The organism is Thermogemmatispora onikobensis, from assembly GCF_001748285.1.
GTDB lineage: Bacteria > Chloroflexota > Ktedonobacteria > Ktedonobacterales > Ktedonobacteraceae > Thermogemmatispora > Thermogemmatispora onikobensis.
The window spans coordinates 163400-184237 of the sequence record NZ_BDGT01000006.1 but is presented as its reverse complement, the minus strand read 5'-3'; the positions used below and the strand labels follow the sequence as shown (position 1 = coordinate 184237).

Annotated in this window: 17 protein-coding genes; 10 read left to right on the top strand and 7 right to left on the bottom strand. The window is 61.7% G+C overall.

What is annotated here, in order from left to right; translation table 11 throughout:
- Positions 1-90 precede the first annotated feature (90 nt).
- Positions 91-1701, top strand: a complete 1611-nt coding sequence (locus BGC09_RS04645; RefSeq protein WP_069802565.1) for a S53 family peptidase — start codon at positions 91-93, stop codon at positions 1699-1701.
- A gap of 475 nt (positions 1702-2176) precedes the next feature.
- On the top strand, positions 2177-2371 hold the full coding sequence (locus BGC09_RS04640; protein ID WP_069802563.1) for a hypothetical protein: 195 nt from the start codon (positions 2177-2179) through the stop codon (positions 2369-2371).
- 81 nt (positions 2372-2452) lie between these two features.
- Here BGC09_RS04640 and BGC09_RS04635 read toward each other — a convergent pair whose 3' ends face one another.
- Positions 2453-3385, bottom strand: a complete 933-nt coding sequence (locus BGC09_RS04635; RefSeq protein WP_176728839.1) for an NYN domain-containing protein — start codon at positions 3383-3385, stop codon at positions 2453-2455.
- An 831-nt stretch (positions 3386-4216) separates the two neighbouring features.
- On the opposite strand from BGC09_RS04635, the gene BGC09_RS04630 reads away from it, so the two are divergent.
- From BGC09_RS04630 to BGC09_RS04615, 4 genes are all read left to right on the top strand, one after another.
- A complete protein-coding gene (locus BGC09_RS04630; protein WP_069802559.1) occupies positions 4217-5362 on the top strand; it encodes an agmatinase family protein in 1146 nt (381 codons plus the stop codon).
- A 69-nt stretch (positions 5363-5431) separates the two neighbouring features.
- Positions 5432-6382 (top strand): metallophosphoesterase family protein, encoded by a 951-nt coding sequence (locus BGC09_RS04625; protein ID WP_069802557.1) that lies wholly within the window; start codon positions 5432-5434, stop codon positions 6380-6382.
- Positions 6383-6431: 49 nt separating this feature from the next.
- On the top strand, positions 6432-8015 hold the full coding sequence (locus tag BGC09_RS04620; RefSeq protein WP_176728838.1) for an APC family permease: 1584 nt from the start codon (positions 6432-6434) through the stop codon (positions 8013-8015).
- A gap of 43 nt (positions 8016-8058) precedes the next feature.
- Positions 8059-8805, top strand: coding sequence for a hypothetical protein (locus tag BGC09_RS04615; protein WP_084657942.1), 747 nt, complete (start codon positions 8059-8061; stop codon positions 8803-8805).
- A 170-nt stretch (positions 8806-8975) separates the two neighbouring features.
- Here BGC09_RS04615 and BGC09_RS04610 read toward each other — a convergent pair whose 3' ends face one another.
- The 6 genes from BGC09_RS04610 to BGC09_RS04585 form a co-directional block, all read right to left on the bottom strand.
- Positions 8976-9785, bottom strand: coding sequence for a FadR/GntR family transcriptional regulator (locus tag BGC09_RS04610; protein WP_069802553.1), 810 nt, complete (start codon positions 9783-9785; stop codon positions 8976-8978).
- 4 nt (positions 9786-9789) lie between these two features.
- On the bottom strand, positions 9790-10872 hold the full coding sequence (locus tag BGC09_RS04605; RefSeq protein WP_069802551.1) for an Ldh family oxidoreductase: 1083 nt from the start codon (positions 10870-10872) through the stop codon (positions 9790-9792).
- Positions 10873-10957: 85 nt separating this feature from the next.
- Positions 10958-11896: a hydroxyacid dehydrogenase gene (locus BGC09_RS04600; protein WP_218103961.1), complete on the bottom strand. Its 939-nt coding sequence runs from the start codon at positions 11894-11896 to the stop codon at positions 10958-10960.
- 37 nt (positions 11897-11933) lie between these two features.
- A complete protein-coding gene (locus BGC09_RS04595; RefSeq protein ID WP_084657941.1) occupies positions 11934-13382 on the bottom strand; it encodes an NAD-dependent succinate-semialdehyde dehydrogenase in 1449 nt (482 codons plus the stop codon).
- A gap of 75 nt (positions 13383-13457) precedes the next feature.
- Positions 13458-14615: a UxaA family hydrolase gene (locus BGC09_RS04590; RefSeq protein ID WP_069802549.1), complete on the bottom strand. Its 1158-nt coding sequence runs from the start codon at positions 14613-14615 to the stop codon at positions 13458-13460.
- Entirely contained in the window at positions 14597-14935 is a 339-nt protein-coding gene (locus BGC09_RS04585; protein ID WP_069802548.1) for a UxaA family hydrolase, read from the bottom strand. The genes BGC09_RS04590 and BGC09_RS04585 overlap by 19 nt, the downstream gene beginning before the upstream one ends.
- 354 nt (positions 14936-15289) lie before the next feature.
- Here BGC09_RS04585 and BGC09_RS04580 point away from each other — a divergent pair, with 354 nt between their 5' ends.
- The 4 genes from BGC09_RS04580 (at position 15290) to BGC09_RS04565 (ending at position 20816) form a co-directional block, all read left to right on the top strand.
- On the top strand, positions 15290-16492 hold the full coding sequence (locus BGC09_RS04580; RefSeq protein ID WP_069802546.1) for an ROK family transcriptional regulator: 1203 nt from the start codon (positions 15290-15292) through the stop codon (positions 16490-16492).
- A 57-nt stretch (positions 16493-16549) separates the two neighbouring features.
- A complete protein-coding gene (locus BGC09_RS04575; RefSeq protein WP_069802544.1) occupies positions 16550-17923 on the top strand; it encodes a hypothetical protein in 1374 nt (457 codons plus the stop codon).
- A gap of 167 nt (positions 17924-18090) precedes the next feature.
- Positions 18091-19497 carry an ABC transporter substrate-binding protein gene (locus tag BGC09_RS04570; RefSeq protein ID WP_069802542.1) on the top strand — a complete coding sequence of 469 codons (1407 nt, stop codon included), beginning with the start codon at positions 18091-18093 and terminating at the stop codon, positions 19495-19497.
- Positions 19498-19766: 269 nt separating this feature from the next.
- Positions 19767-20816 (top strand): carbohydrate ABC transporter permease, encoded by a 1050-nt coding sequence (locus BGC09_RS04565; RefSeq protein WP_084657939.1) that lies wholly within the window; start codon positions 19767-19769, stop codon positions 20814-20816.
- Positions 20817-20838 lie beyond the last annotated feature (22 nt).

Genomic DNA, 20838 nt, shown 5'->3' with positions numbered 1-20838 from the left:
GAAGAGGGGGTACGAGCGTCTTGTTTGCAGGAAGTTTAGCGCGTCCCCAGAAAGGGAACGTTGTGATGAGAGGACGGAAGGAAAGAGACCATGCCCGAGATTCCTAAAGGATTCACACGACTGGCCGGCAGTGAGCGTCATCTCCCCGCTCAGGCCCGGCAGATCGGGCCGGCTGATCCCAACGAGCGCCTCGAGGTCAGCGTCTATCTCAGAGATCCCGCGGGGAGCACCCTGGTCGCTCAGTTAGAGCACCACTTCAGCCAGCCGGGCCAGCGCCTGAGCCGAGAGGAGTATCTGGCCCAGCATCGCGCCAGTCCAGAGGACATTGCCAGGGTGGAAGCCTTCGCTCACACCCATCAGCTGAGCGTGCTGGCGGTCGATCCTGCGGCCCGCCGGCTGGTATTGGGCGGCACCGTGAGCCAGTTCTGTTCGGCCTTTGGCACCGAGCTGCACTATTACGAGCACGAGGGGCAGACGTTCCGCGGGCGCTCCGGTCCCCTGCACATTCCCCAAGAGCTGGCATCAATTGTGGTCGGGGTCTTTGGACTGGACGATCGTCCCCAGGCCCAGCCCCACCTGCGCTTTGCCTCGCCTGCCGGGGCCAGCGCGCTGGTAGGAACCGCCACCGTTAGCTATACCCCGCTGCAGGTGGCCCAGCTCTATGATTTTCCACGCGATCTGACCGGCAGCGGTCAGTGTATCGCGCTGATCGAGCTGGGAGGAGGCTACAGCAGTGAGGACCTGACAACCTACTTCCAGCAGCTCGCGCTGAAGCCGCCGACGGTCGTCAGCGTCTCTGTCGACGGTGGCGAGAATAGTCCAACAGGCGACCCCAACAGCGCGGATGGCGAGGTCGCCCTCGATATCGAGATCGCCGGCGCCATCGCTCCCGCGGCCCGCATCGCTGTCTACTTCGCCCCCAATACTGAGCGCGGCTTTCTGGATGCTATCACCCAGGCCATCCACGATACTACGAATGCGCCGTCGGTGCTCTCCATCAGCTGGGGCGCCCCCGAGGGAAGCTGGACGCGCCAGGCACTGACCACCATGAACGCGGCCTTTCAGACCGCGGCCTCCCTGGGGATCACAATCTGTGTAGCTGCCGGCGATAACGGCTCAAGTGATGGGGTCAACGATCAGAAGGCCCATGTGGATTTTCCGGCCTCCAGTCCTTATGTGCTTGGCTGCGGCGGCACCCGCCTGGAGGCCCAGGGCAGTCAGGTTGTCAGTGAGGTGGTCTGGAACGAGGCTACCAGCGGCGATGGTGCGACCGGCGGCGGCATCAGCGATGTGTTTCCGCTCCCCGCCTGGCAGATGAACGCTCATGTTCCCCCATCGATTAACGACCAGCACCAGGGGCGCGGCGTACCCGATGTGGCCGGCAACGCAGACCCGCAGACAGGCTACCAGATCCTCGTCGATGGCCAGAGCACTTCCGTCGGCGGCACCAGCGCGGTGGCTCCCCTGTGGGCCGGCCTGATTGCCCTGCTCAATCAGCGGCGCGGCCAGCCCCTTGGTTACCTGAACCCCTTCCTCTATCAGCATTACACCCAATTGTTGCAGCAGAAGGCGCTGCGCGACGTGACCAGCGGCAACAACGGCGGCTACAGCGCCGGCCCCGGTTGGGATGCCTGTACGGGCCTGGGCACGCCCGATGGCACGCTGCTGCTGCAGGCCCTGCTGTCTTCCTCATCCGCCTAGCTCGCTCTATCACCATCGAGCGGGAGCCGCAGCGTGGGAAAAGCTTCGCCTGGCTGGCAGCGCGGCAGCCCCCGACCCTGACGGGGCCTTGCGATATTGCCAGCCAGAGGCCACACCACGCCGGGCCGCGCCGTCCGGCGCCTGGCGGTTGGTTCAGCGCGCCAGTGCAGCAGGGGCAGGTCCAGAGAAAGAGGAAGACGCGCCACATCCCGGCATCAGCGTCCGTCGTCAGAGTGGAGTTTGTCGCTGTCGGGGACCACACCTTTCGATCGCTGTAGAGCAAGCTATGGTTCCTTTTTCAGCCGGGATCTGCTATACTATTCGCTAATACCATCTGCCGAGAGGCAACGTTGATCCAGCGCTGCCACGACGCCCAAGAGCGGCCCGCAGACAACAGGGGCCGCTTTCGTCCAGATGGCAACCAATAGGTAAAAGACAAGAGAAGCGGCCAGCTTCTCTGGAAAGCACAATCGTAATGGTGATCTGGGAACGTCATGTCTGTCCCGATTGTAGCTTGATATGGGAGCGCAATCTAGACGGCGCCTGGCGCTATATGGCGCTGATCGCCGTGCCTCTGCCTGCCGAGCGGCGCTGTCCGCTCTGCGCCAGTCACTTGCAGATCCGCTGGGTGCGTCCCCTGCCCGTGCTACCGGAAACGGATAAGGGCTAAGGTTAGCTCGCCCGGCCTTTCCCCTTCCCGCCCCGCGCCAAAGGCTCCTTCCGACAGCCGGAAACGCCCGATCGGCCAACGCTACGGCGCCGGAGCAGGCCATTCCGGTTCCTGGGGCATTGAGGTGGCAGAGATCGGCGCATACACATACCACTGCTTGCTATCACTGCGCTGAATCTCAAAGAGGCCCTCGGCTCGTGCCTGCTCTAGCAGCTCCCTCAGCGAGCGAAAGCCGTAGGTTTTGGGTTTGAACTGGGCCACCTGTTTGTGCAGGTGTTGCCCGAGCTGGGACTCGCTCACCCAGCCATCATGGCGCTTGCTCACCTGGGTGGCTTCTCGATAGGCCGACAGCAACAGCTCTCTGGGCAGCGTCCCGGTCCGCTGGCCCTCCCCGGCAGCAGCCTGGGGCAGGGGCAGGGGCAGGGACGGCTCTTCCGCAGGTGCTGGCTGCTCGCTGGTGGTGGTCCGGTCCTCCTGAACTGGCGCCGTCCCGGCCCTGAGTACCTGCAGCCGATGCAGCTGATCAGTGGTGATAAAAACGTGGCAGGCTTCGCAAAGCAGCTGGGGGACCGGTGGCCGGCCAATGCCCAGTACAAAACAGCCCGCCTCGCGCAGACGCCTGACCAGGGGCGCATAGTCGCTATCGCTACTCACCAGACAGAAGCTGCACAATCCTTCAAAGAGGAGATCCATAGCGTCGACCGTCAGCGCGAGATCAACGGCATTCTTGCCGATCACGGCTCGCGGAACCTGAACCTGCTGGAAGCCATAGCACTCCGCGATGGCTCGCCATGAAGCCATGTAGCTCGTAGTCCAATCCCCATAGACGCGCCGGATGGCTGGGCATCCAAACTGGCAGGCTTTGGCCACGATGGCCGCCGCCCACTCTGGTCCGATATTCTCTCCATCGACCAGGAGGGCCATCACGGACTGCCGGTAGCCCCGTTGATACAGCCTTCCCCGCCTCCTCCAGTTGCCGAGGAGAGCTGCAAGTAGACGAATCAGGATAAGCATGAGTCTTCTTCCCCACATGTTGAAGAACCTCACTCGCCAGAGCAGCACGGAGGGAGTCCGGGCAGAGCAGGAGCAGGAGCAGGCAGACATAGCATTCTCGCCGAAGACGGCTCTGCTGCCTGTCAGATTGCAACGTCTCCTTTAGCGCTTGCTGAGAGTACGGTCCCTCTTCTGGCTATCCTCTTTCTTCTGTTATGCAGACAGGGGCAAAGTGATCTAGGATCGATACCAGGCTGTCAGCAAGCCAGGGTCCCTGCTTCACACCAGCTGAAAGGGGGAGATGAAGAGGCAGCCCGGGTCAGCACTCATGGCCAGTGACATCACTCATTTCCTCCAGGCCCGCCGGAGCGGCATTGTACATACTGCCCAAAACCCAGCTGCAGATCCTCGGCAAAGTGGCTATAGTCTCTGGCCTCACTTTCTTCTTATACTCTCTATAGAGGGAGCAACGGCGCCCAATCTGTGCATTTTGTCCTAAACAACGGACCTCGCGCGGGAAAGCATCGCTGTCAGAGTTGATCAGCCTCTCCCACCGGCAAGCCAGCAACCACTTAGATGAATGAGGAAATAAAGAGCGTGCTCCTTTTGGCCGATCACCGCAAGAGAGAGCGCTCTTTTCTCGCCTGTCTACCGGTCGAGAAGGCGAGTGTCCTCGACGCTGTGCTTTGCACTTGCCGGCTTCCTCTTTATTGCCAGCAGGGACTGGCCAGATGGGTCTGGGCCAGAGCGCCGGGCTGTAAAGGGACAACGAGCTGACCTCGACTTTGGACATGAAAAAGGTGCGCCGTTAACCGATCACGAGCGGCCACGTCTAGGGAGGGAACTGGTTCTATGAGCTTCTTTCACAATCACGGCCTTAGCCATCGGGAAAGCAAGGATGCCTCCTTCAGCCGGGAAGATTTTGAGGGGTATATCGCAGCCCAGGCGGAGGCAAAGTTACCCCAAGCCCGTAGTGAGGCGGAGATAAGCCGGGCCATTGCTCTGGGGTTAGAAGCGGCCCAGAGCATCGAGGATCGAACGATCTCCTGCTTCAGTCGCGGGGAGCTACCTCATTGGGCAGGCATCAACACATTTCTGAAGATGCCATTCCTCGAGAATGTTCATGAGGTGGATCGATACGACATCGCCGTTCTGGGTGTACCCTTTGACATCGGCACAACTTACCGACCAGGTACTCGCTTTGGGCCGCAAGCCATTCGCCGCATCTCAGCGCTCTACACCACCTACAACTACGAGCTGGGCGTTGATCTGCGCGAGCAGGTCAAGATCTGCGATCTGGGCGATGTCTTCACAGTGGCTAATATCGAAAAGAGCTTCGACCAGATCAGCAAGGCCGTCTCGTTTGTGCTGAGCAAAGGGACCATGCCCATTATCCTGGGCGGCGATCATGCCATCGGCTATCCATGCCTGCGAGGAATAGCGGAGAACATCGAAGGCAACGTCGGCATCATCCACCTTGACCGCCATGTCGACACGCAGGAAAAGGACATGGATGAGCGCATGCACACCACACCCTGGTTCCACGCAACTAATATCCCCAATGCTCCCCCCTCAAACCTGGTTCAGATTGGCATTGGCGGCTGGCAGGTCCCCCGCGCCGGGGTCGCCGTAGCACGCGAGCGAGGAACAACAATTCTGACCATTACTGATGTTGAGCGCCTGGGCATCGAGAAAGTGGCCGAGATCGCGCTAGAGGTGGCCTGGAAAGGAGCAAAGGCAGTCTATTTAAGCTTCGATATCGATTCGCTCGACGCCGGTTTTGTGCCCGGTACCGGCTGGCCAGAGCCAGGCGGTTTCCTTCCCAGAGAGGCTTTGAAGCTGCTGCAACTGGTGGCCCGGGAAGGTGTCTGCGGCATGGAGGTGGTAGAGGTCTCACCTCCCTACGATATCAGCGATACGACGGCCCTGATGGCGGTACGCGCCATTGTCGACGTGATCGCTACGATGGTCGTTCATGGCAAGGTCGGAGGCCGCTGAGATAGCCTGCACCTGCCGCTTTGCAGGCCAGGATCAATGGCATGATTCGTTCGATAATGGAGGCGAAGGATGACCCGCGGAACGCGGATCTTCTACGCGAGCGATATCCACGGCTCGGAACGCTGCTTCTTGAAGTTCCTCAACGCAGCTCAGTTCTATAAAGCTCATGTGCTCATCCTTGGCGGCGATATCACTGGCAAGATCGTGGTGCCTCTTCTTCACCGCGATGGTGGCTACGAGGCCAATTTCCTTGGGCGCACTCAGCGGGCCGAGACCAGCGACGAGCTGCAAGCCTTGGAGAAGGCTATTCGTTTCAATGGCTTCTACCCCGTACGCCTGGAACCGGATGAGTACGAGGCTATCCTGGCTGATAAAGCCAAACAGAGCGCCCTCTTCGAACGGCTAGTAGTGGAAACGCTTGAACGCTGGCTGACCATCGCCGAGGAACGCCTGCAGCGCCTGGGGGTACGCTGTTTCATCAATCCGGGCAACGATGATGAGTGGATAGTGGATCGCGTTCTGGGACAGACACAGTACGTGAAGAACGCTGACGGGCAGGTCACTTCTCTGGACGACGAGCACGAGATGATCGTGGTTGGCTACAGCAATCGTACTCCTTTCGATAGCCCGCGCGAGCTGCCAGAGGAGGAGCTGGAAGCCCTGATCATCCGCCTCGCCGATCAGTTGGCTCATCCAGAGCGCGCGATCTTCACCTTGCATGTTCCCCCTCATGGCTCAGGGCTGGATCATGCCCCTCTGCTCCGCGATGGGCAGGTGGTGACACGCGCCGGTCACACAGTGATGACTCCAGTGGGCAGTCTGGCTGTGCGCCGGACAATTGAGCGCTATCAACCATTGCTGGGACTGCATGGGCACGTCCACGAGTCGCGCGGCGCCCGTAAGCTGGGCCGTACCTTGTGCTTGAATCCTGGTAGCGAGTATGGCGAAGGCGTCCTACATGGCGCAATCATTCAGCTCGCCCGGGACCGCGTGGCCGGCTATCAACTGGTGACCGCATGACGGTCACCCTGTTGATTGGATGACTGTATATATGAAGGAGCGTCCCCCTATGGTCAGCACTTTCTCCCGTAAAGCAACAGGGCTGGTGCGCCAGGCCAAAGCCTCAGATGTCTTCATCTACAATGTGAACTTCATCAACATTGCCATCGGGGTGGCCTTCATGTTCCTCTTCCTCCCGACAGATGCTTACCCCGGTGCCAACATGTATCTGGCTACGCTGCTCTGCTTCGTAGCAGTCCTGCCCTGTAGCCTGATCTATGCCATGTTCGCTAGCGCCATGCCACGCTCGGGCGGCGAATATGTCTACGTCAGTCGCTCGCTCTCGCCGGTCTGGGGCTTCGTCGCCAACTGGAATTACACGATTTGGAGTTTTCTCTATATTGGCGTGCCCGCGGCTTTCCTGGGTAAGTACGGCATCTCCGCCCTCTGCCGTAGTCTGAGTGTCTATTTCCACGCTCCAGTGCTGGCGACCATCGGCAACTGGTTCACGACTCCTACCGGAGTCTTCTTAACAGGGGGCCTGCTGATTCTCGTCTACGTGGTCGTCTTTTCGATCGGCACCAACACCTATATGACTCTGCAGCGCTGGCTATTTATTGTCGCCTCTGCCGGTCTGGTAGTGATCTGCCTGATCTTTCTCCTTCGTGCCAACAGCCTGGTCACTGCCTTCAATAGCTATCTGGCTCCCTTCACTGGCCTGAGTGACACCTACCATTACTTGTTCAGGAATGCCGGAAGCTCCCCTTCTCCTTCCTTGAACTGGCTGTCAACCATCGCTGGCATGACCTGGCCTTTCAGTGTACTCGGCTTCAGCATCGCCTCGGCCTATATCGGCGGCGAAATCAAAGGGGCGAACCGCGCCCAGATGCTCGGTATGCCAGGCTCACTCATCTACTCGACTGTCTGGATTCTGCTGCTGGTCTGGGCTGCTTTGCATGCTGCCGCTCTGCCTTTCTGGCACGCTTTGGACAGCGCCGATCTGGCAGCACTCCATCTGAGCTTTATTCCGACGTTCGCAGAAATTGCAACGATGCTCACCCATAATCTGTTCCTGATATTGCTGATGGGTGTCGGCTTTGCTCTCTGGACGTTTGCCTGGCTGCCGATCTATATCCTGACAACGACGCGCAATTTGATGGCCTGGGCCCTGGATGGTCTGGCCCCCGCACGTCTGGCCGAGGTCAGCGAGCGCACGCATGCCCCGATCTGGTCAATCGGGCTTTCGGGCCTGCTCGGCCTGGCGCTGCTGGCAGTCTATGCCTACGATCCTTCGTTCGCGACCATCGCCGGCTTCTTCGGTCAGGTGTTTACTTTCCTTTTGACCTCGATCGCTGCCATTGTCTTCCCGCTCCGGCAGCGGGAAATGTTCGAGGCCTCACCGGTGAACTGGCGTCTGGGGCGCCTGCCCTTGCTCTCTGTGCTAGGAGGGATCAGCGTGGCGGGCCTCTTACTCATCGAGTGGGCTTTCCTTCTGGACCCCAATTCGGGTATCAGTTTCGCACAGCCAACCATGCTTCTGATCAATATCGCAGTCTTCCTGTCCGGCTTCCTTTACTATGCCGCAATGCGCTGGCTGCGCGCGCGCCAGGGTATCGATCTCGATCTTGTTTTCCAGGAAATTCCACCAGAGTAAGCTTTGTTGACGCTCTCGATTACTTCGCCAGGAGCAAACAGCAATGGAGACGAGTCTGCCAACGAGCCACTGGTCGAAGACGCTGCTAGAAACCCTCATGACGGGACCTGACATCGGCGCCCGGCTGCTCGGCGGGCATGCAGTGCAGTTCCATGCTGCGCGCGCCCAGGTCCCCCCCTCTCTGCTCCGACAGCCCGGCGATCTCGATCTCTTCACGACCAGCTCTCAACGCCGCCGTGTGCAGCAGTGGCTGGAAGAGCTGGGCTTCCTCCCGAATAAGGCCTTCAACGTGCTGCATGGCCGCTATCGCCTGATGTATTTCGCTCAAGGCGAAAAAGTGGATATATTCATTGATGAATTCCAGATGTGCCACCGTCTTGCACTCTCCGATCGCCTCGCCCTCCAGCCTGTGACGCTACCGCTCGCAGATCTTTTACTGACGAAGCTTCAGATTGTGGAGCTTACGGAGAAAGATATGCGGGATGCGCTCGCCCTGATGTTGGCCGCTCCCTGGGGGGCACACGATGAACCGGGCCTGTTGAATGTCAGTCGCATTGCCACCCTGCTCGCCCGCGACTGGGGCCTCTGGAAGACTGTGACGACGAATCTCTCTGTCTTAAGAGAACGCGCTGCTCTTTTGGTCGAGAGGAATGATACGCTGACGCTACTGCATAATCGCCTCCTGCAGCTGCAGGAGGCGATCGAAGCCACTCGCAAAGGCTGGCGCTGGCGTTGGCGGGCCATCATCGGCGAACGTGTGCGCTGGTACGAACTGCCAGAAGAGCCATAGTCTCCTGTAGTTTCCTCTGGGAATCTGACGGAGAGAAAGAGGAGGTAGAGGCAACAGAGGTCTTACCTATCAAATCATGGTGCTGACCTCTCGTCGGCTGATCCCGATGCACAAGTTGGAGCAACTGGCTCGATGCGATCAGGTTCGCCCCTCAGTCGCGTAGATAGGCTTCACTCGTCCTGCGTCTGAGTGAGCTGGTTCTGATCTTGGGTCGCCTGCCGCTCTTGCTGATTGCCGCTGCCCTGGGCCTTCAGACTGTGGACGATAGCCTGCTCAACATCGTCGAGATGAGCAATCATAGCTGCGCGGGCTGCCTGCGGATCACGAGCAGCGATCGCCTCCACGATGGCCGTATGCTGTTCGAGCGAGCGCCTGATGCGCTCCGGCAAGGCCAGGCTGCGACTGCGCGCCGTCGCCAGCTCATCAAGCAGGGAAGCCATGAGCAAGACCAGCAGGCGATTGGCCGTACTGGCAGCAATCAAGGCGTGGAGTTGCCCATCCAGCTCGCTGATGAGCGCCCGGTCAACCTCCTCAGCGGTGCGGAGGGCGCGATCTTTGGCGAGGACGGTCTGCATTTCTGCAATCTGCTCCGGTTGCGCACGCAGGGCCGCCCACTCGGCTGCCGCCCCCTCCAGTACCCGGCGAATCTCGAAGAGCTGACGAACGCGCGCCACGCTTTCCTCTTCCGTCTCGCGAGCCTCCAGAGCCAGCGATAGGCGCTGCGCCGTGGCCTGCAGCGATCCCCCAACCACAAAGACTCCGCGACCATGCCGCGCCTCCACCAGGCCGAGGGCCGCCAGCGTATGCAGCGCCTCCCGCAGCGCCGTGCGGCTCACCCGCAACTGGGCAGCCAGCTCACGCTCCGGCGGCAGGCGCTCGCCAGGCGTCAGTACACCCTGCTCGACCAGGTCACGAATATAGGAAACGATGCGCCCCTCCAGGCTGCGATGATCATCTTGTACTGGTTGAAAGACACCCATTGCTCTACGGTGTGCTCCAGACAGGTGGCCTGACGCCAAGCTCCGCACTCAGTGCAGCCAGCTCGGCGTGTGTCGCCGAATCAAGGGGAATGCCCTGAGCCAGGCGCTGGGCCCGTGTCGCCGCTCGCCGCGCCCCAGGGATGCGGATCTCCTCGCCGGGGGCAGCAGGCTCCTGCTGGAGCGCCCCCAGCAGGCCCCCCAGGCGCTGCTGATAGATCTCCAGGGGCATCAGCGCCGGCAGAGAGAGCGCCAGGCACCAGAGGCCCGCGTCGGTCGGTCTCGTCCAGTCCTCATACGGCGAGCGTACATGTGGTCCCCAACTTGAGCCCGGCACGATCGCCGAGAGGATCTCGATCATCAGGGCCAGCGCATAGCCCTTGGGGCCAGCCATCGGCAGCACAGCCCCGGCCAGCGCGGCCTGAGCATCCGTCGTAGAGCACCCCTCAGCGTCAACGGCCCACCCCTCGGGGATCGCACGCCCCTTACGAGCGGCCATGATAATATTACCACGTGCCACAACGGTTGTCGCCATATCGATCACCACTGGCGGCTCTCCGGGCACAGCCCCGGGCGCAGCAAACGCCAGCGGATTGGTGCCGAGAAAAGCCCGGCGCCCACCCCAGGGCGGCATGGCCGGCGGCGTATTACAGACCATCAGCGCCAGACAGTCAGCCTCGGTCGCGCGCTCAACATAGGCCGAGAGCGCCGCCGCGTGATTGGTATGGGCGACCGCCACCATGCCGCTCCCCTGGCTGCGGGCCAGACGCACAGCCTCGTCCATCGCCGCCACGGCAGCCACCGGGCCGAGTGCGTTATCCGCATCGAGCAGGGCCACCGCCGGCGCCGGATGACTCCAGCGCAACCGGGGACGGGCGGCAGCCAGACCGGCGCGGACCCGCCGCGCATAGAGAGCCAGACGAGAAACTCCGTGCGTATCGATTCCTTCTAGGTTGGCCGTCACCAGGGCCCAGGCTACCGTGCGTGCGTCAGCACCTGGCAGACCGACGGCCTCCATGACAGCCGTGGCAAACCGCTCCAGCTCCGCGGCCTTCACCAGAGCTGGCGCCGCGCCAGCCGTATCTGCCATTGTTGTCCCTCCTTTCGCGACAGAAACTTCCCCCCTTAGCGGAGAGACCACCTCTCAGGCGAATCGCAGCCATGTTCTCGCCTGCTTATCCGACTGAGAGGCCGGCTAAGCGCTGCAGGACCTCCGTCACTACCAGGCGCGAGGTTCGTTCCTGGGCCTCCGCCGTTAGACCAGCGATATGTGGCGTGAGCAGCACAGAAGGACAGGAGCGCAAAGGACTCTCCGCCGGCAGCGGCTCCTCCTCAGTGACATCCAGCACGGCATAACGTAGCCGTCCCGCGGCGAGCGCCTCGACCAGCGCGTTTTCATCGACAATGCCACCACGCGACGTATTGATCAGAACAGCCTGGGAGCGCATCTGAGCCAGCCGAGAGGCATCAAGCAGATGATAGGTCTCCGGCGAGAGAGGCACATGCACGCTCACGACATCGGCCTGCGCCAGTACCTCGGCGAGCGGGAGCAGACGAATCCCTAGCTCCGCCGGTGCATAGTCGTAGGGACCGATAAAGGGATCATAGCCGATCACGCCCATCCCAAAGGCCAGAGCGCGCCTGGCCACACGCCTTCCAATCTCCCCTACACCAACCAGGCCCAGGGTACGCCCCCACAGCTCTGTTCCTCCGAGCTGCTCCCGCTCCCACTTGCCGGCCCGCACACTGGCATCCGCTGCCGCCAGGTTGCGCGCCACCTGCAGCATGGCCGCCATGACATACTCGGCGACAGCGATGGCGTTGGCCTGGCGCGCCGTCACCAGCTCGATCCCGCGAGATCGCAGTGCCTCCAGGTCGATGTTATCGAGTCCCACACCCAGGCGCCCAACCACTCGCAGGCGCGGCGCCGCCTCTACGAGGGAGGCCGTGACCCGCGTCTGATTGCGCACAATGAGCGCCTCAGCTTCGGCCACGAGCTCCCGCAGACGCTCAGGATCACGCCAGAGCACGGGATCAAGGCAAATCGTGTGGCCCGAGGCCGCCAGCAATTCAGGGCCAGGCGAGGCCAGCCACTCGCTGACAACAATCAACACCGTGCTTCCTCCTTTGGTCGAGGCTGCCAGCAGGAGCTCACCACTCACAGCAGAGATATTTGATCTCTTGAAACTCATCAAGGCCCTCATGCGAGCCTTCACGCCCCAGGCCGCTCTGCTTGAGGCCGCCCATCGGGGCATAGGCCACCGATGGCAAAGGCGCATTCAATCCAATGATCCCCGCTTCCAGGGCTTCCGCCACACGCCAGGATCGCTCAAGCTGGCGCGTGTAGAAATAGGCCGCTAAGCCCATCTCTCCAGCATTTGCTCGCTCAATGACCTCCTCTTCCGTCTCGAACGGGAAAACGAGCGCGACAGGACCGAAGATCTCCTCCTGGGCAAGCGCACTTTCGACAGGGAGATCGACCAGGAGGGTCGGCACGACGAAGCTTCCCTGGGCAGGAACTGTCACCGCTTCGGTGACAACGCGGGCCCCCTGCGCTTGAGCCTCCTCCACCAGCCTGGTGAGGGCGTGCTGACGTTGCTCGTCGATCACAGGGCCGAGATCAGGTATCGGCTCTTGAACGGGATTGCCGACACGCATGGCGTTGATGCGGGCCGCGAAGCGCTCGACAAATTCAGCAAAGATCGATGCCTCCACGAAAAAGCGATTGGCCGCGATGCACGATTGCCCGTTGTTGCGGAACTTCGCCAGCATGGCCCCCTCAACCGCGCGCTCCAGGTCGGCATCGGCGAAGACGATAAAGGGGGCGTTGCCTCCCAGCTCCAACAGGGGACGAACCACCCGCTCCGCCGCCTGACGCAGAATCTGGCGCCCAACCTCGGTCGAACCGGTGAAGCTGACGACACGCACAGCAGGATGCTGCAGCAAGGTCGCAGTGATCTCTGCCGCCGGCCCGTGGACCAGATTGGCCACTCCAGGCGGCAGACCCGCCTCGTGCAGGCAGCGGAAGAGTTCAATGACGGCCAGCGGCGCTTTCTCCGAGGGACGCGAGACGATGGTGCAGCCGGCAGCCAGGGCAGCAGCGATTTTGCGCGCCTGAATCGAGACCGGGAAGTTCCAGGGCGTTAAGCAGAGCGCCACCCCACAGGGCTGCCGGAGGGTGAGCTGCCGCCGCTGAGGAGTCTCAGGACGCAGCAGCTCACCCTCCGGGCGCCGCACCTGCTCGGCGAACCAGCGCAGATATTCCACCGCAAAGCGCACCTCAGCAACGGCCTCCGGTAAGCGCTTGCCCGATTCTAAAGCCAGCAGGTAGCCGATGCCCTCAGCTCGCTCCTGTAGCAAGCGACTGGCCTGCAAGAGCAGGTCGGCCCGCGCCCGCGCCGGTAGGCCCGCCCAGGCCGGAAAGGCTTCCTGGGCCGCATTAGCCGCCGCCAGCGCCTCAGCCCGGCTGCCATAGCCAATGGCCGCTACCAGCGAGCCATCGGCAGGATTGCGGACCTCCCGCAGGCTGCCCTCAGCGGGAGGGCACCACTCTCCCCGAATGTAGAATGAGGCGGGCCTCGAAAAACTGTGATCAGCCATAGCGATAGATCGTCCTTCTGTTCCGTTCGCTGTAGCAATGCGTTCCTTTTGACCAGGTTCAATCAGCGGGCCGGCTCAGGCACTGCGATAGAGTTTTGTCAAGACAAATTCACGATGGCCCAGGGCTTCAGCGCAGGTCAGACGGCCATTGATCGTGCGATCAATGAGGGCCATCAGACGGTCCCCCGCCTCACGCAGGCCATACTCGCGCCGGAGCAGCCCCGAGACGTCGAGATCGATGTGCTCGGCCATCGTTTCCGCCGTCAAGGGATTGGCCGTAATCTTGATGACAGGCACAATCGGATGGCCGACGATATTGCCTTGCCCCGTGGGGAACAAATGCAGAACGGCGCCCGCTGCCCCCATCAGGGTGATGAACTCAGCAGCCGCCGAAGAAGAGTCCATGAAATTGAGTCCGCGCCTGGTCGGGGCCTGGGCCGGCTCCAGGGCATCTGCTACTGGCACGGTGCCGGTCTTGGCAATATTGCCGAGTGCCTTCTCCTCGATGGTGCTCAGACCACCGCGGATATTGCCCTGCGTCGGCTGCGATCCCAGCAGGTTGGCACCACTGGCCTCGATCTCGCGAATGTAGTCCTCATACATGGCCTGGAAGCGGGCCCGCACCGCCTCGTCAATGCAGCGCTGAGCGATCAGATGCTCGCCGCCCGTCAGCTCGGAGGTCTCGCCGAAGATGACCGTGCCCCCCGCCTGGACATGGCGATCAACGACCTGGGCCACCGTCGGACAGGAGGCCAGCCCGGTGGTGGTGTCGGACTCGCCACACTTGATGCTGATGACCACTTCTTCGCGCGCCAGCGGCTCCCGGCGCAGCTCTGAGGCGTCCTGCAGCATGAGCTGTGCCACGCGCGCGGCTCTCTCCAGGGTCTTGAGGTCGCCAAAACGCTCGATGGAGAAGCCTTCAACCGGCTTGCCGCTGGGAGCGATACCTTCAACAATGCGCTGGGTCCAGTTCGGCTCGATCCCAATGACAACTACCGCCGCGACGTTCGGGTTGGCCCCGGTCCCCGCCAGGGTGCGAAAGGTCAGCTCCAGGTCGGCACCGTACTGCAATCGCCCATAGGCATGGGGCAGGGCCAGCGTTCCGGGTACCGTGCGCGCCACGGCCTCGCAGACGGCGTTGGAGAGGTCGTCAACGGGCAAAATAACGACGTGGTTACGAATGCCTACACGACCGTCAGGACGACGGTAACCGCTTAAATGCTGTTCTGCCATCGCGCGCTCCTGATGTTGTGAGTGTGGATATGCTGCCCGGCCTGAATAGGTCGGCGCGCCAGCCCGATCGGCAAACTATATTCGATCACCGCTTGCCCCTCGTCCAGGTCGCAGAGGGCTACTTTGTGCCCCAGAGGGATGGCTTCCAAAACGCTGATGGTGATCTCGCGCTCGCTGTCCATGTAGACAGCAAGATGGCGACCCGGCTGCACATCTTGAACGGCAACAGCGACATGGTCGCCTTCGTTGTGAATAAGAAAACCAGGCGCCGCCGACGCGCCGCGTCGCTCCTCCAGGGCCTGGCTGTCAGCCTGGCTCATACAAACGCTCCCCGCTTGTTTTTCTCTTCTTCGGAGGGATTGACGGCTTCTGAGGCCGCCAGACTCTCCTGGGGTCCTCTCTTTACCTCCTCAATTCGAGAGGTAGGAGGTATGACCACACGATGAGGAGTATAGTCACCGAGCAGCGGACTGTCAAGGGCTGCGGCTCTCGCACCGCTTGCCAGCGGCTGGCCGCTCCTCCACTCAGTCTTTCGCACATCGGCTATCCTCATCACCTTTCGCTTTCAGGCTGACGCCTCCCCCTTGACAGGGTTGTCATCGCCGGGTATAGTCTTGGACAAGGCGTCAAATTAATTAACTAAATCAATTTAAGACGTGGCGAGAGGAGGAGCGATGACCACCAGTCTGACGCGGCACGGGCTACGCGAGGTCAACCGGGAGCAGGCCCTGCGCATCATCTTACGGGAAGGGCCGCTGGCGCGGATCGATCTGGCGCACCGCACGGGTCTGACCGCGGCTGCTATCAGCCACATTACGCGCGAGCTGATCGAGGACGGGCTATTGAGAGAGGTCGGACCAGCGCCAGGCAAGCGAGTGGGGGCGAGCGCTATTCTGCTTGATTTGCCGGACGATGGTCCCCTCATTGGAGCAGTACACCAGGGAGTGAGCGCGCTACGTCTGGCGCTGTGCACTCTACGCGGGCGCGTGCTGGCGCGCAACCTGGTGAGCACTCCGCACCCTCTCAGTCCTGACGAGACGGTTACTCTGATCGGCCAGCAGCTAGCCGATCTGCTGGCCGACAACGGATATACGAAAGCCGCTCTTATGGGTGTGGGGGCGGGCGTCGTTGGCCTGGTCGACAGCGAGCGGGGCCTGGTCAAGCGGGCGCCGCGTCTAGGCTGGGAAAAGGTCCCGCTGGGGGATCTGCTGGCTGAGCAGCTGAGCTGCCCGGTGGCAATCGAAAACAATGTGCGCGCAATGGCGCTGGGCGAGGCGCTGCTCGGCCAGGGGCGTTTCTGGCCCGACTTCGCTTTCGTCTATGTCGGCACCGGCATCGGCTCTGGCCTGATCGTCAACGGCTATCCCTATCGGGGGGCACACGGCAGCGCCGGCGAGATCGGCCACATCACCGTCGACCCGCAAGGCGAACGTTGTGCCTGTGGCAACCGTGGCTGCCTGGAGACCATTGCCGCCGAGCCGGCCATCGTGCGCCTGGCCAGTCTGCAGGGCCTGGCTCTCCCCGAGGAGGCAGCCAGTCCCAAGGAAGCCGTGCGGCGGCTGGCGGCTCTTGCGCGCCAGGGAGATGAAGCGGCCCGCGCCGTTGTCCGCATTTGCGGCGAATCGCTGGGGATTGCCCTTTCGACGCTGACCGACATTTTGAATCCGAGCCGCATCGTCTTGCACGGGGCGATCGCCGAGGCCGGTGATTTCTTCTTCTCTGCCGTCAGTGTCTCGCTCCACCAGCGAGCCTTTCTGACCAGAGAAGAATCAGTAGAGCTTGTCGCTCCCACTTTTGGCGAAGACGCCGGCCTAGTTGGAGCCGCCAGTGTGGCTCTTGAAGCCCTGGTACTACGGGCTGCCGGACGAGAGCGCTAACCAACGAGGGGGAAAAGCCACCGTCTTTCCAGGTCGAGTGAGCAAAGGACAAAGCACGTGAATGGGAATAGCGAGAATCGACGAGAAGCACCGCTACCGGCGCTGGCCTTTGCCAGCATTGCGCGCCCTACTTTCGCGGTTGAGTACGCCAGATCGATGGCGGAGAAGGCTCTGGCGGCCCTGCAACAAGAAGGGTGGCCGGTCTACGGCGACAGCAGCCTGCTGATGGAAGCCCAGGCGGCACGCCAGCAGGCGATCCGCCTCCAGGAGCAGGCCCCTGATGTGCTCGTTTTGCTGTGTGCGACCTTCAGCGACGCCAGCATGGCCGTTGAGCTGGCCTCGCATATCTCCGCACCCGTTTGTCTGTGGGCCTTGCGTGAGCCGGGGTCTCCTGGTGATCGGCTCTGGCTCAACTCGCTCTGCGGTGTCCATTTGGCGGCCCACGCCTTGCGCAAAACAGGACGGGTTGTGCGCTATCTCTACGGCGATCCCGGTGAGGCCGACCTGTTTGAGCCGCTTCAGGCCCTGGCGCGCGCCGCCGCAACGCGCAGGCGCCTGCGTACGAGTCGTCTCGCCCTCGTTGGCGAGGCTCCTACGGGCTTCTACGGCTGTCAATTCGATGAGCTGGAATTGAGAAGCGTCATCGGCACCAGCGTGAGCCGCTTCGACCTCAAAGGCGTCTTCCAGGCCGCGCGCGAGGCCCCAGTCAGCGCCGTGGCCGCTGCGATTGCTGCAACAGAGAGGCGCTCGTCAGGGTTGTCCGCTCTCAACCAGGACGAGGTTCAGCGTTTTGGAGCCGCCTATGTCGCGCTCCGCACGCTGCTCCTGGAGCAGCGGTTTGATGGGCTGGCCGTGCGTTGCTGGCCAGAGTTTCCCCAGGACTTCGGTCTGATGCCCTGCGCCACCCTTGGCCGTCTGGCAGACGACGGTTTTATCTGCGCCTGCGAAGCCGATCTTCACGGGGCCGTCACGTTGTTGATCCTGCAGTGGTTGAGTGGAGCCGCCCCGTTGCTGGCCGATGTCGTGGCACTCAATGAGGAGGCCAGCACGATCTCGCTCTGGCACTGCGGCAATGCTCCCGCCTGTCTGGCCCGCCCGGGTGAGGAGATCCCGCTCACCGTCCATTGCAACCGTCGGATCGGGGTGGCCGGCAACTTCGCTATTGGTCCTGGACCGGCTACACTGGCCCGTCTTGGCGTTGGTCCTCGCGGCTATCGCCTGCTGTATGTCGAGGGCGAGCTTCTTGATGAACCGGTCAACCGCTTTGCGGGCAACACGGCAGTGTTTCGTCCTGGCTGCGATGCTCGCCAGGTGCTCGATACGCTCATTGAAGGCGGTTGGGAGCACCACGTTGCTTTTGTCGCGGGCCATCAGGCAGCGGCGCTTGAGGCTCTGGCAGAGCTGCTGGAGATTGAGCAGGTCGCGCTCTAGCCAGTTGCGCCAGGGCTGAGCGAGAGAGCGACCGGTGAGAGGAGAGGTGGGAGTCAGTCGGGGCAGGCCGAGGAGCTGGCTGCCCAGCACCCATGCCGGGCTATTGCCAAGCACTGATCCCCATGACTTGTCTTGCTCTTAGCACAACGGAAAGGTCGGTATGTCACATGGCAATCAATGAGGATGCTCTGCAGATGCAGTATGTACGATCTGAGACGGGACCAGCGGCTGGTTCCGATTCCCGGCTTGAGGCAGAGCCAAACCGGGTGAGCAGCCCCAGGCTCACCCGACGCAGGTTGCTCAGCCAGGGGGTCAAGGCTAGCCTTGGGGTGACCGCCCTTGGCTCCTGGCTGGCTGCCTGTGGCGGCGGTGCCCCAGCCTCCACAAGCGGCCCTGTGACCATCCAGTTCGCAGCGCTGGTGGATACCACCGGTGAGCAGACGGCGGAGATCAAGCGTTTCAATGACTTGCATGCCGGCAAGATCCACGTCGATTATGTCGAGCTGCCGTCGGTGGCAACCGACCAGTACAGTAAGTTTGTCAATGCCTTCCGCGCCCAGTCAGCCACGCCCGATGTGGTCCAGATCGATGTGACCTGGCCTGCGCAGTTCGCCCTCCCCGGCTGGCTGGCCCCCATCGATCAGTACGTTTCCTCCAGCTATTTGAGCCAGTTCTGGCCAAGTGCACGCACCGTGGGGCGGGTCAATGGCCATCTCTATGGTATCCAGCGCTTTATGGATATCGGCATGCTCTATTACCGCACCGATCTGGTTGAGAAGTATGGCGGGAATGTGCCCCAAACCCGAGAAGAAATGCAGACAATGGCTGAGCGCATCCTGGCAGCAGAATCCTCACAAGGTATCAGCTATGGCTATCTGATGCCGGGGAAGAAGATCGAGGCCATTGTTGACGAGTGGCTAGAGTTCCTCTGGGGCGCTGGTGGCTCGATTGGCGATTCGGGCAAGCTCCAGGTCAATGGCGCGCTCCAGGTCGATGCCCTACAGTATATGCATGACTTGATCTACAAGTTCCGCCTGGCTCCTACGGGCACGTCAACCTATGTCCCTAACGATATTTTGGCTCTCTTCAGCCAGGGCAAGGCACCGTTTATGCGCAACTGGGTCTTCGCCTACGCTATCGCCAATACCCCTTCGCGCTCAAAAGTGGCCGGGAAGGTGGGGGTCGCACCAACGCTAGCAACCAGTGGGCACAGTGGCCACGGCTGCACCGGCGGCTGGGTGCTGGCCATCAACGCCAATTCGCAGTATAAAGATGCCGCCTGGACCTTCATCGACTATATGCTAAGCAAGGAGACGCAGACCTCAATGGCCCTCAACGCGGGCTTGATTCCCAGCCGTCCCGATGTGGTCAGCGATGCCTCGGTCCAGGCCAAGGTGCCTTACTTTAAGCAGATCGGCAGCATTTTGAACAGCGGCCAGAACCGTCCGACACTGAAGAACTATAACCAGTTTACGACCCCGCTGCAGGCGGCGATCAACTCCGTGCTGAGCAATCAGGCCAGCCCGAGCGAAGCCCTCAACAGCGTTCAGGCGCAGGTGGCTACGCTGACTTGAGGGAGCCAGCGCCGGCAGGGAAGAAGGGGAAGGCCATCCGTCAGGCCGGCTTCTCCCCTTTCTTTTCCCAACCACTGCGCCCATAGGTACGCCAGAAGGCATTGTCTTCGTCAAGGCTTTCTGGCTTCAGGGCTGGTTGACAGCAGCCCACTGTCCCCCAGGACAGTCCAGCGCTTTGGCTGGCTTTATGGACTCACCCCCGTGGTAGGAGGCGAAGCCGTTGCGAAGCGGCGGCCAGTGCCTTTGGCCTCACGAGGAGTGAGGGGAGCATGAGGGAGACTGAGATGGCGAGCGATCAAGCGACAACCCCATGCGAACAGCAAGAAGAGAGCCGCCTTCCTTTCCTGGCCTCAGCCAGGAGTCCCCAGCGGCCTGCCTTTATGACCACGATCGGGGCACCGCTGTTGGAAGCCAGAGAAAGCAGCCCTCGCGGCCCCTTGGAGCGCCGCGAGGAGCGGCTAGCCTGGCTGATGCTGCTGCCAGTCGTGCTGGCGCTGCTGGCTCTCGGTGTCTATCCCGTGCTGAGCACGCTCTGGTTTTCGTTTCAGCAGGGAGGCTCATTCGGCCTGGGTACGACGAGCGCGGGCCTGGCCAACTATCTACGTCTGCTCCATGATGAGCAGTTTTGGAGCGCTCTGCGTTTTTCGCTACTCTATAGCCTCGTGACGGTCTGTGGCCAGATGCTGTGCGGGACGGCCCTGGCGCTGTTTGCCAATCGCCGTTTTCATGGGCGCTGGCTGGCACGGGCCGCTATTCTCTTTCCCTGGGCCATTCCTACCGCCACGAACTCGGTGATCTGGGCCTATATGTTTAACGACCAGTACGGCCTGATTAATAGTCTGCTGGAACACCTGGGCCTCTTGAACCCAACGCACCCGATCGTCTGGTTGGGTTCCGCTCAGCTGGCGACGCTGCTCATCTATGTGCTGGCCATCTGGAAGGCGAATTCCCTGGTGGCCCTGCTGGTCCTGGCAGGACTACAGGGCATCCCAGAGGAGGTCTATGAGGCGGCGCGCGTTGATGGGGCTTCACGCTGGCAGATCCTCTGGCGTGTCACTCTGCCACTGCTGCGTCCGGTGTTGCTGGTGACGCTGATCCTGCGCACTATTGAGTCACTGCAGGCCTTCGACCTGATTAGCGCCTTTACCAACGGCGGCCCGGGCAACGCGACGCAGAATCTCGGCCTGTATATCTACTTACAGATTCAGCAGTTCGGCGATTTCGGCTATGGCTCGACGATCGCCGTGGTACTGACAGCTATTACGCTGCTGTTCATCGTGCTCTATATGCGGACACTTCTGCGGACAGGCACGAGATAACAGGAGTGTGCAGAAGGAGAAA

Excerpts from the sequence above, each read along its gene's own strand:
- BGC09_RS04585 (WP_069802548.1), bottom strand. The coding sequence starts at position 14,935 with ATGAGCCAGGCTGACAGCCAGGCCCTGGAGGAGCGACGCGGCGCGTCG.
- BGC09_RS04610 (WP_069802553.1), bottom strand. The coding sequence starts at position 9,785 with ATGGGTGTCTTTCAACCAGTACAAGATGATCATCGCAGCCTGGAGGGG.
- BGC09_RS04635 (WP_176728839.1), bottom strand. The coding sequence starts at position 3,385 with ATGCTTATCCTGATTCGTCTACTTGCAGCTCTCCTCGGCAACTGGAGG.
- BGC09_RS04640 (WP_069802563.1), top strand. The coding sequence starts at position 2,177 with ATGGTGATCTGGGAACGTCATGTCTGTCCCGATTGTAGCTTGATATGG.
- BGC09_RS04590 (WP_069802549.1), bottom strand. The coding sequence starts at position 14,615 with ATGGCAGAACAGCATTTAAGCGGTTACCGTCGTCCTGACGGTCGTGTA.
- BGC09_RS04605 (WP_069802551.1), bottom strand. The coding sequence starts at position 10,872 with ATGGCAGATACGGCTGGCGCGGCGCCAGCTCTGGTGAAGGCCGCGGAG.
- BGC09_RS04565 (WP_084657939.1), top strand. The coding sequence starts at position 19,767 with ATGAGGGAGACTGAGATGGCGAGCGATCAAGCGACAACCCCATGCGAA.
- BGC09_RS04620 (WP_176728838.1), top strand. The coding sequence starts at position 6,432 with ATGGTCAGCACTTTCTCCCGTAAAGCAACAGGGCTGGTGCGCCAGGCC.
- BGC09_RS04570 (WP_069802542.1), top strand. The coding sequence starts at position 18,091 with ATGGCAATCAATGAGGATGCTCTGCAGATGCAGTATGTACGATCTGAG.
- BGC09_RS04580 (WP_069802546.1), top strand. The coding sequence starts at position 15,290 with ATGACCACCAGTCTGACGCGGCACGGGCTACGCGAGGTCAACCGGGAG.
- BGC09_RS04645 (WP_069802565.1), top strand. The coding sequence starts at position 91 with ATGCCCGAGATTCCTAAAGGATTCACACGACTGGCCGGCAGTGAGCGT.
- BGC09_RS04615 (WP_084657942.1), top strand. The coding sequence starts at position 8,059 with ATGGAGACGAGTCTGCCAACGAGCCACTGGTCGAAGACGCTGCTAGAA.
- BGC09_RS04625 (WP_069802557.1), top strand. The coding sequence starts at position 5,432 with ATGACCCGCGGAACGCGGATCTTCTACGCGAGCGATATCCACGGCTCG.
- BGC09_RS04595 (WP_084657941.1), bottom strand. The coding sequence starts at position 13,382 with ATGGCTGATCACAGTTTTTCGAGGCCCGCCTCATTCTACATTCGGGGA.
- BGC09_RS04630 (WP_069802559.1), top strand. The coding sequence starts at position 4,217 with ATGAGCTTCTTTCACAATCACGGCCTTAGCCATCGGGAAAGCAAGGAT.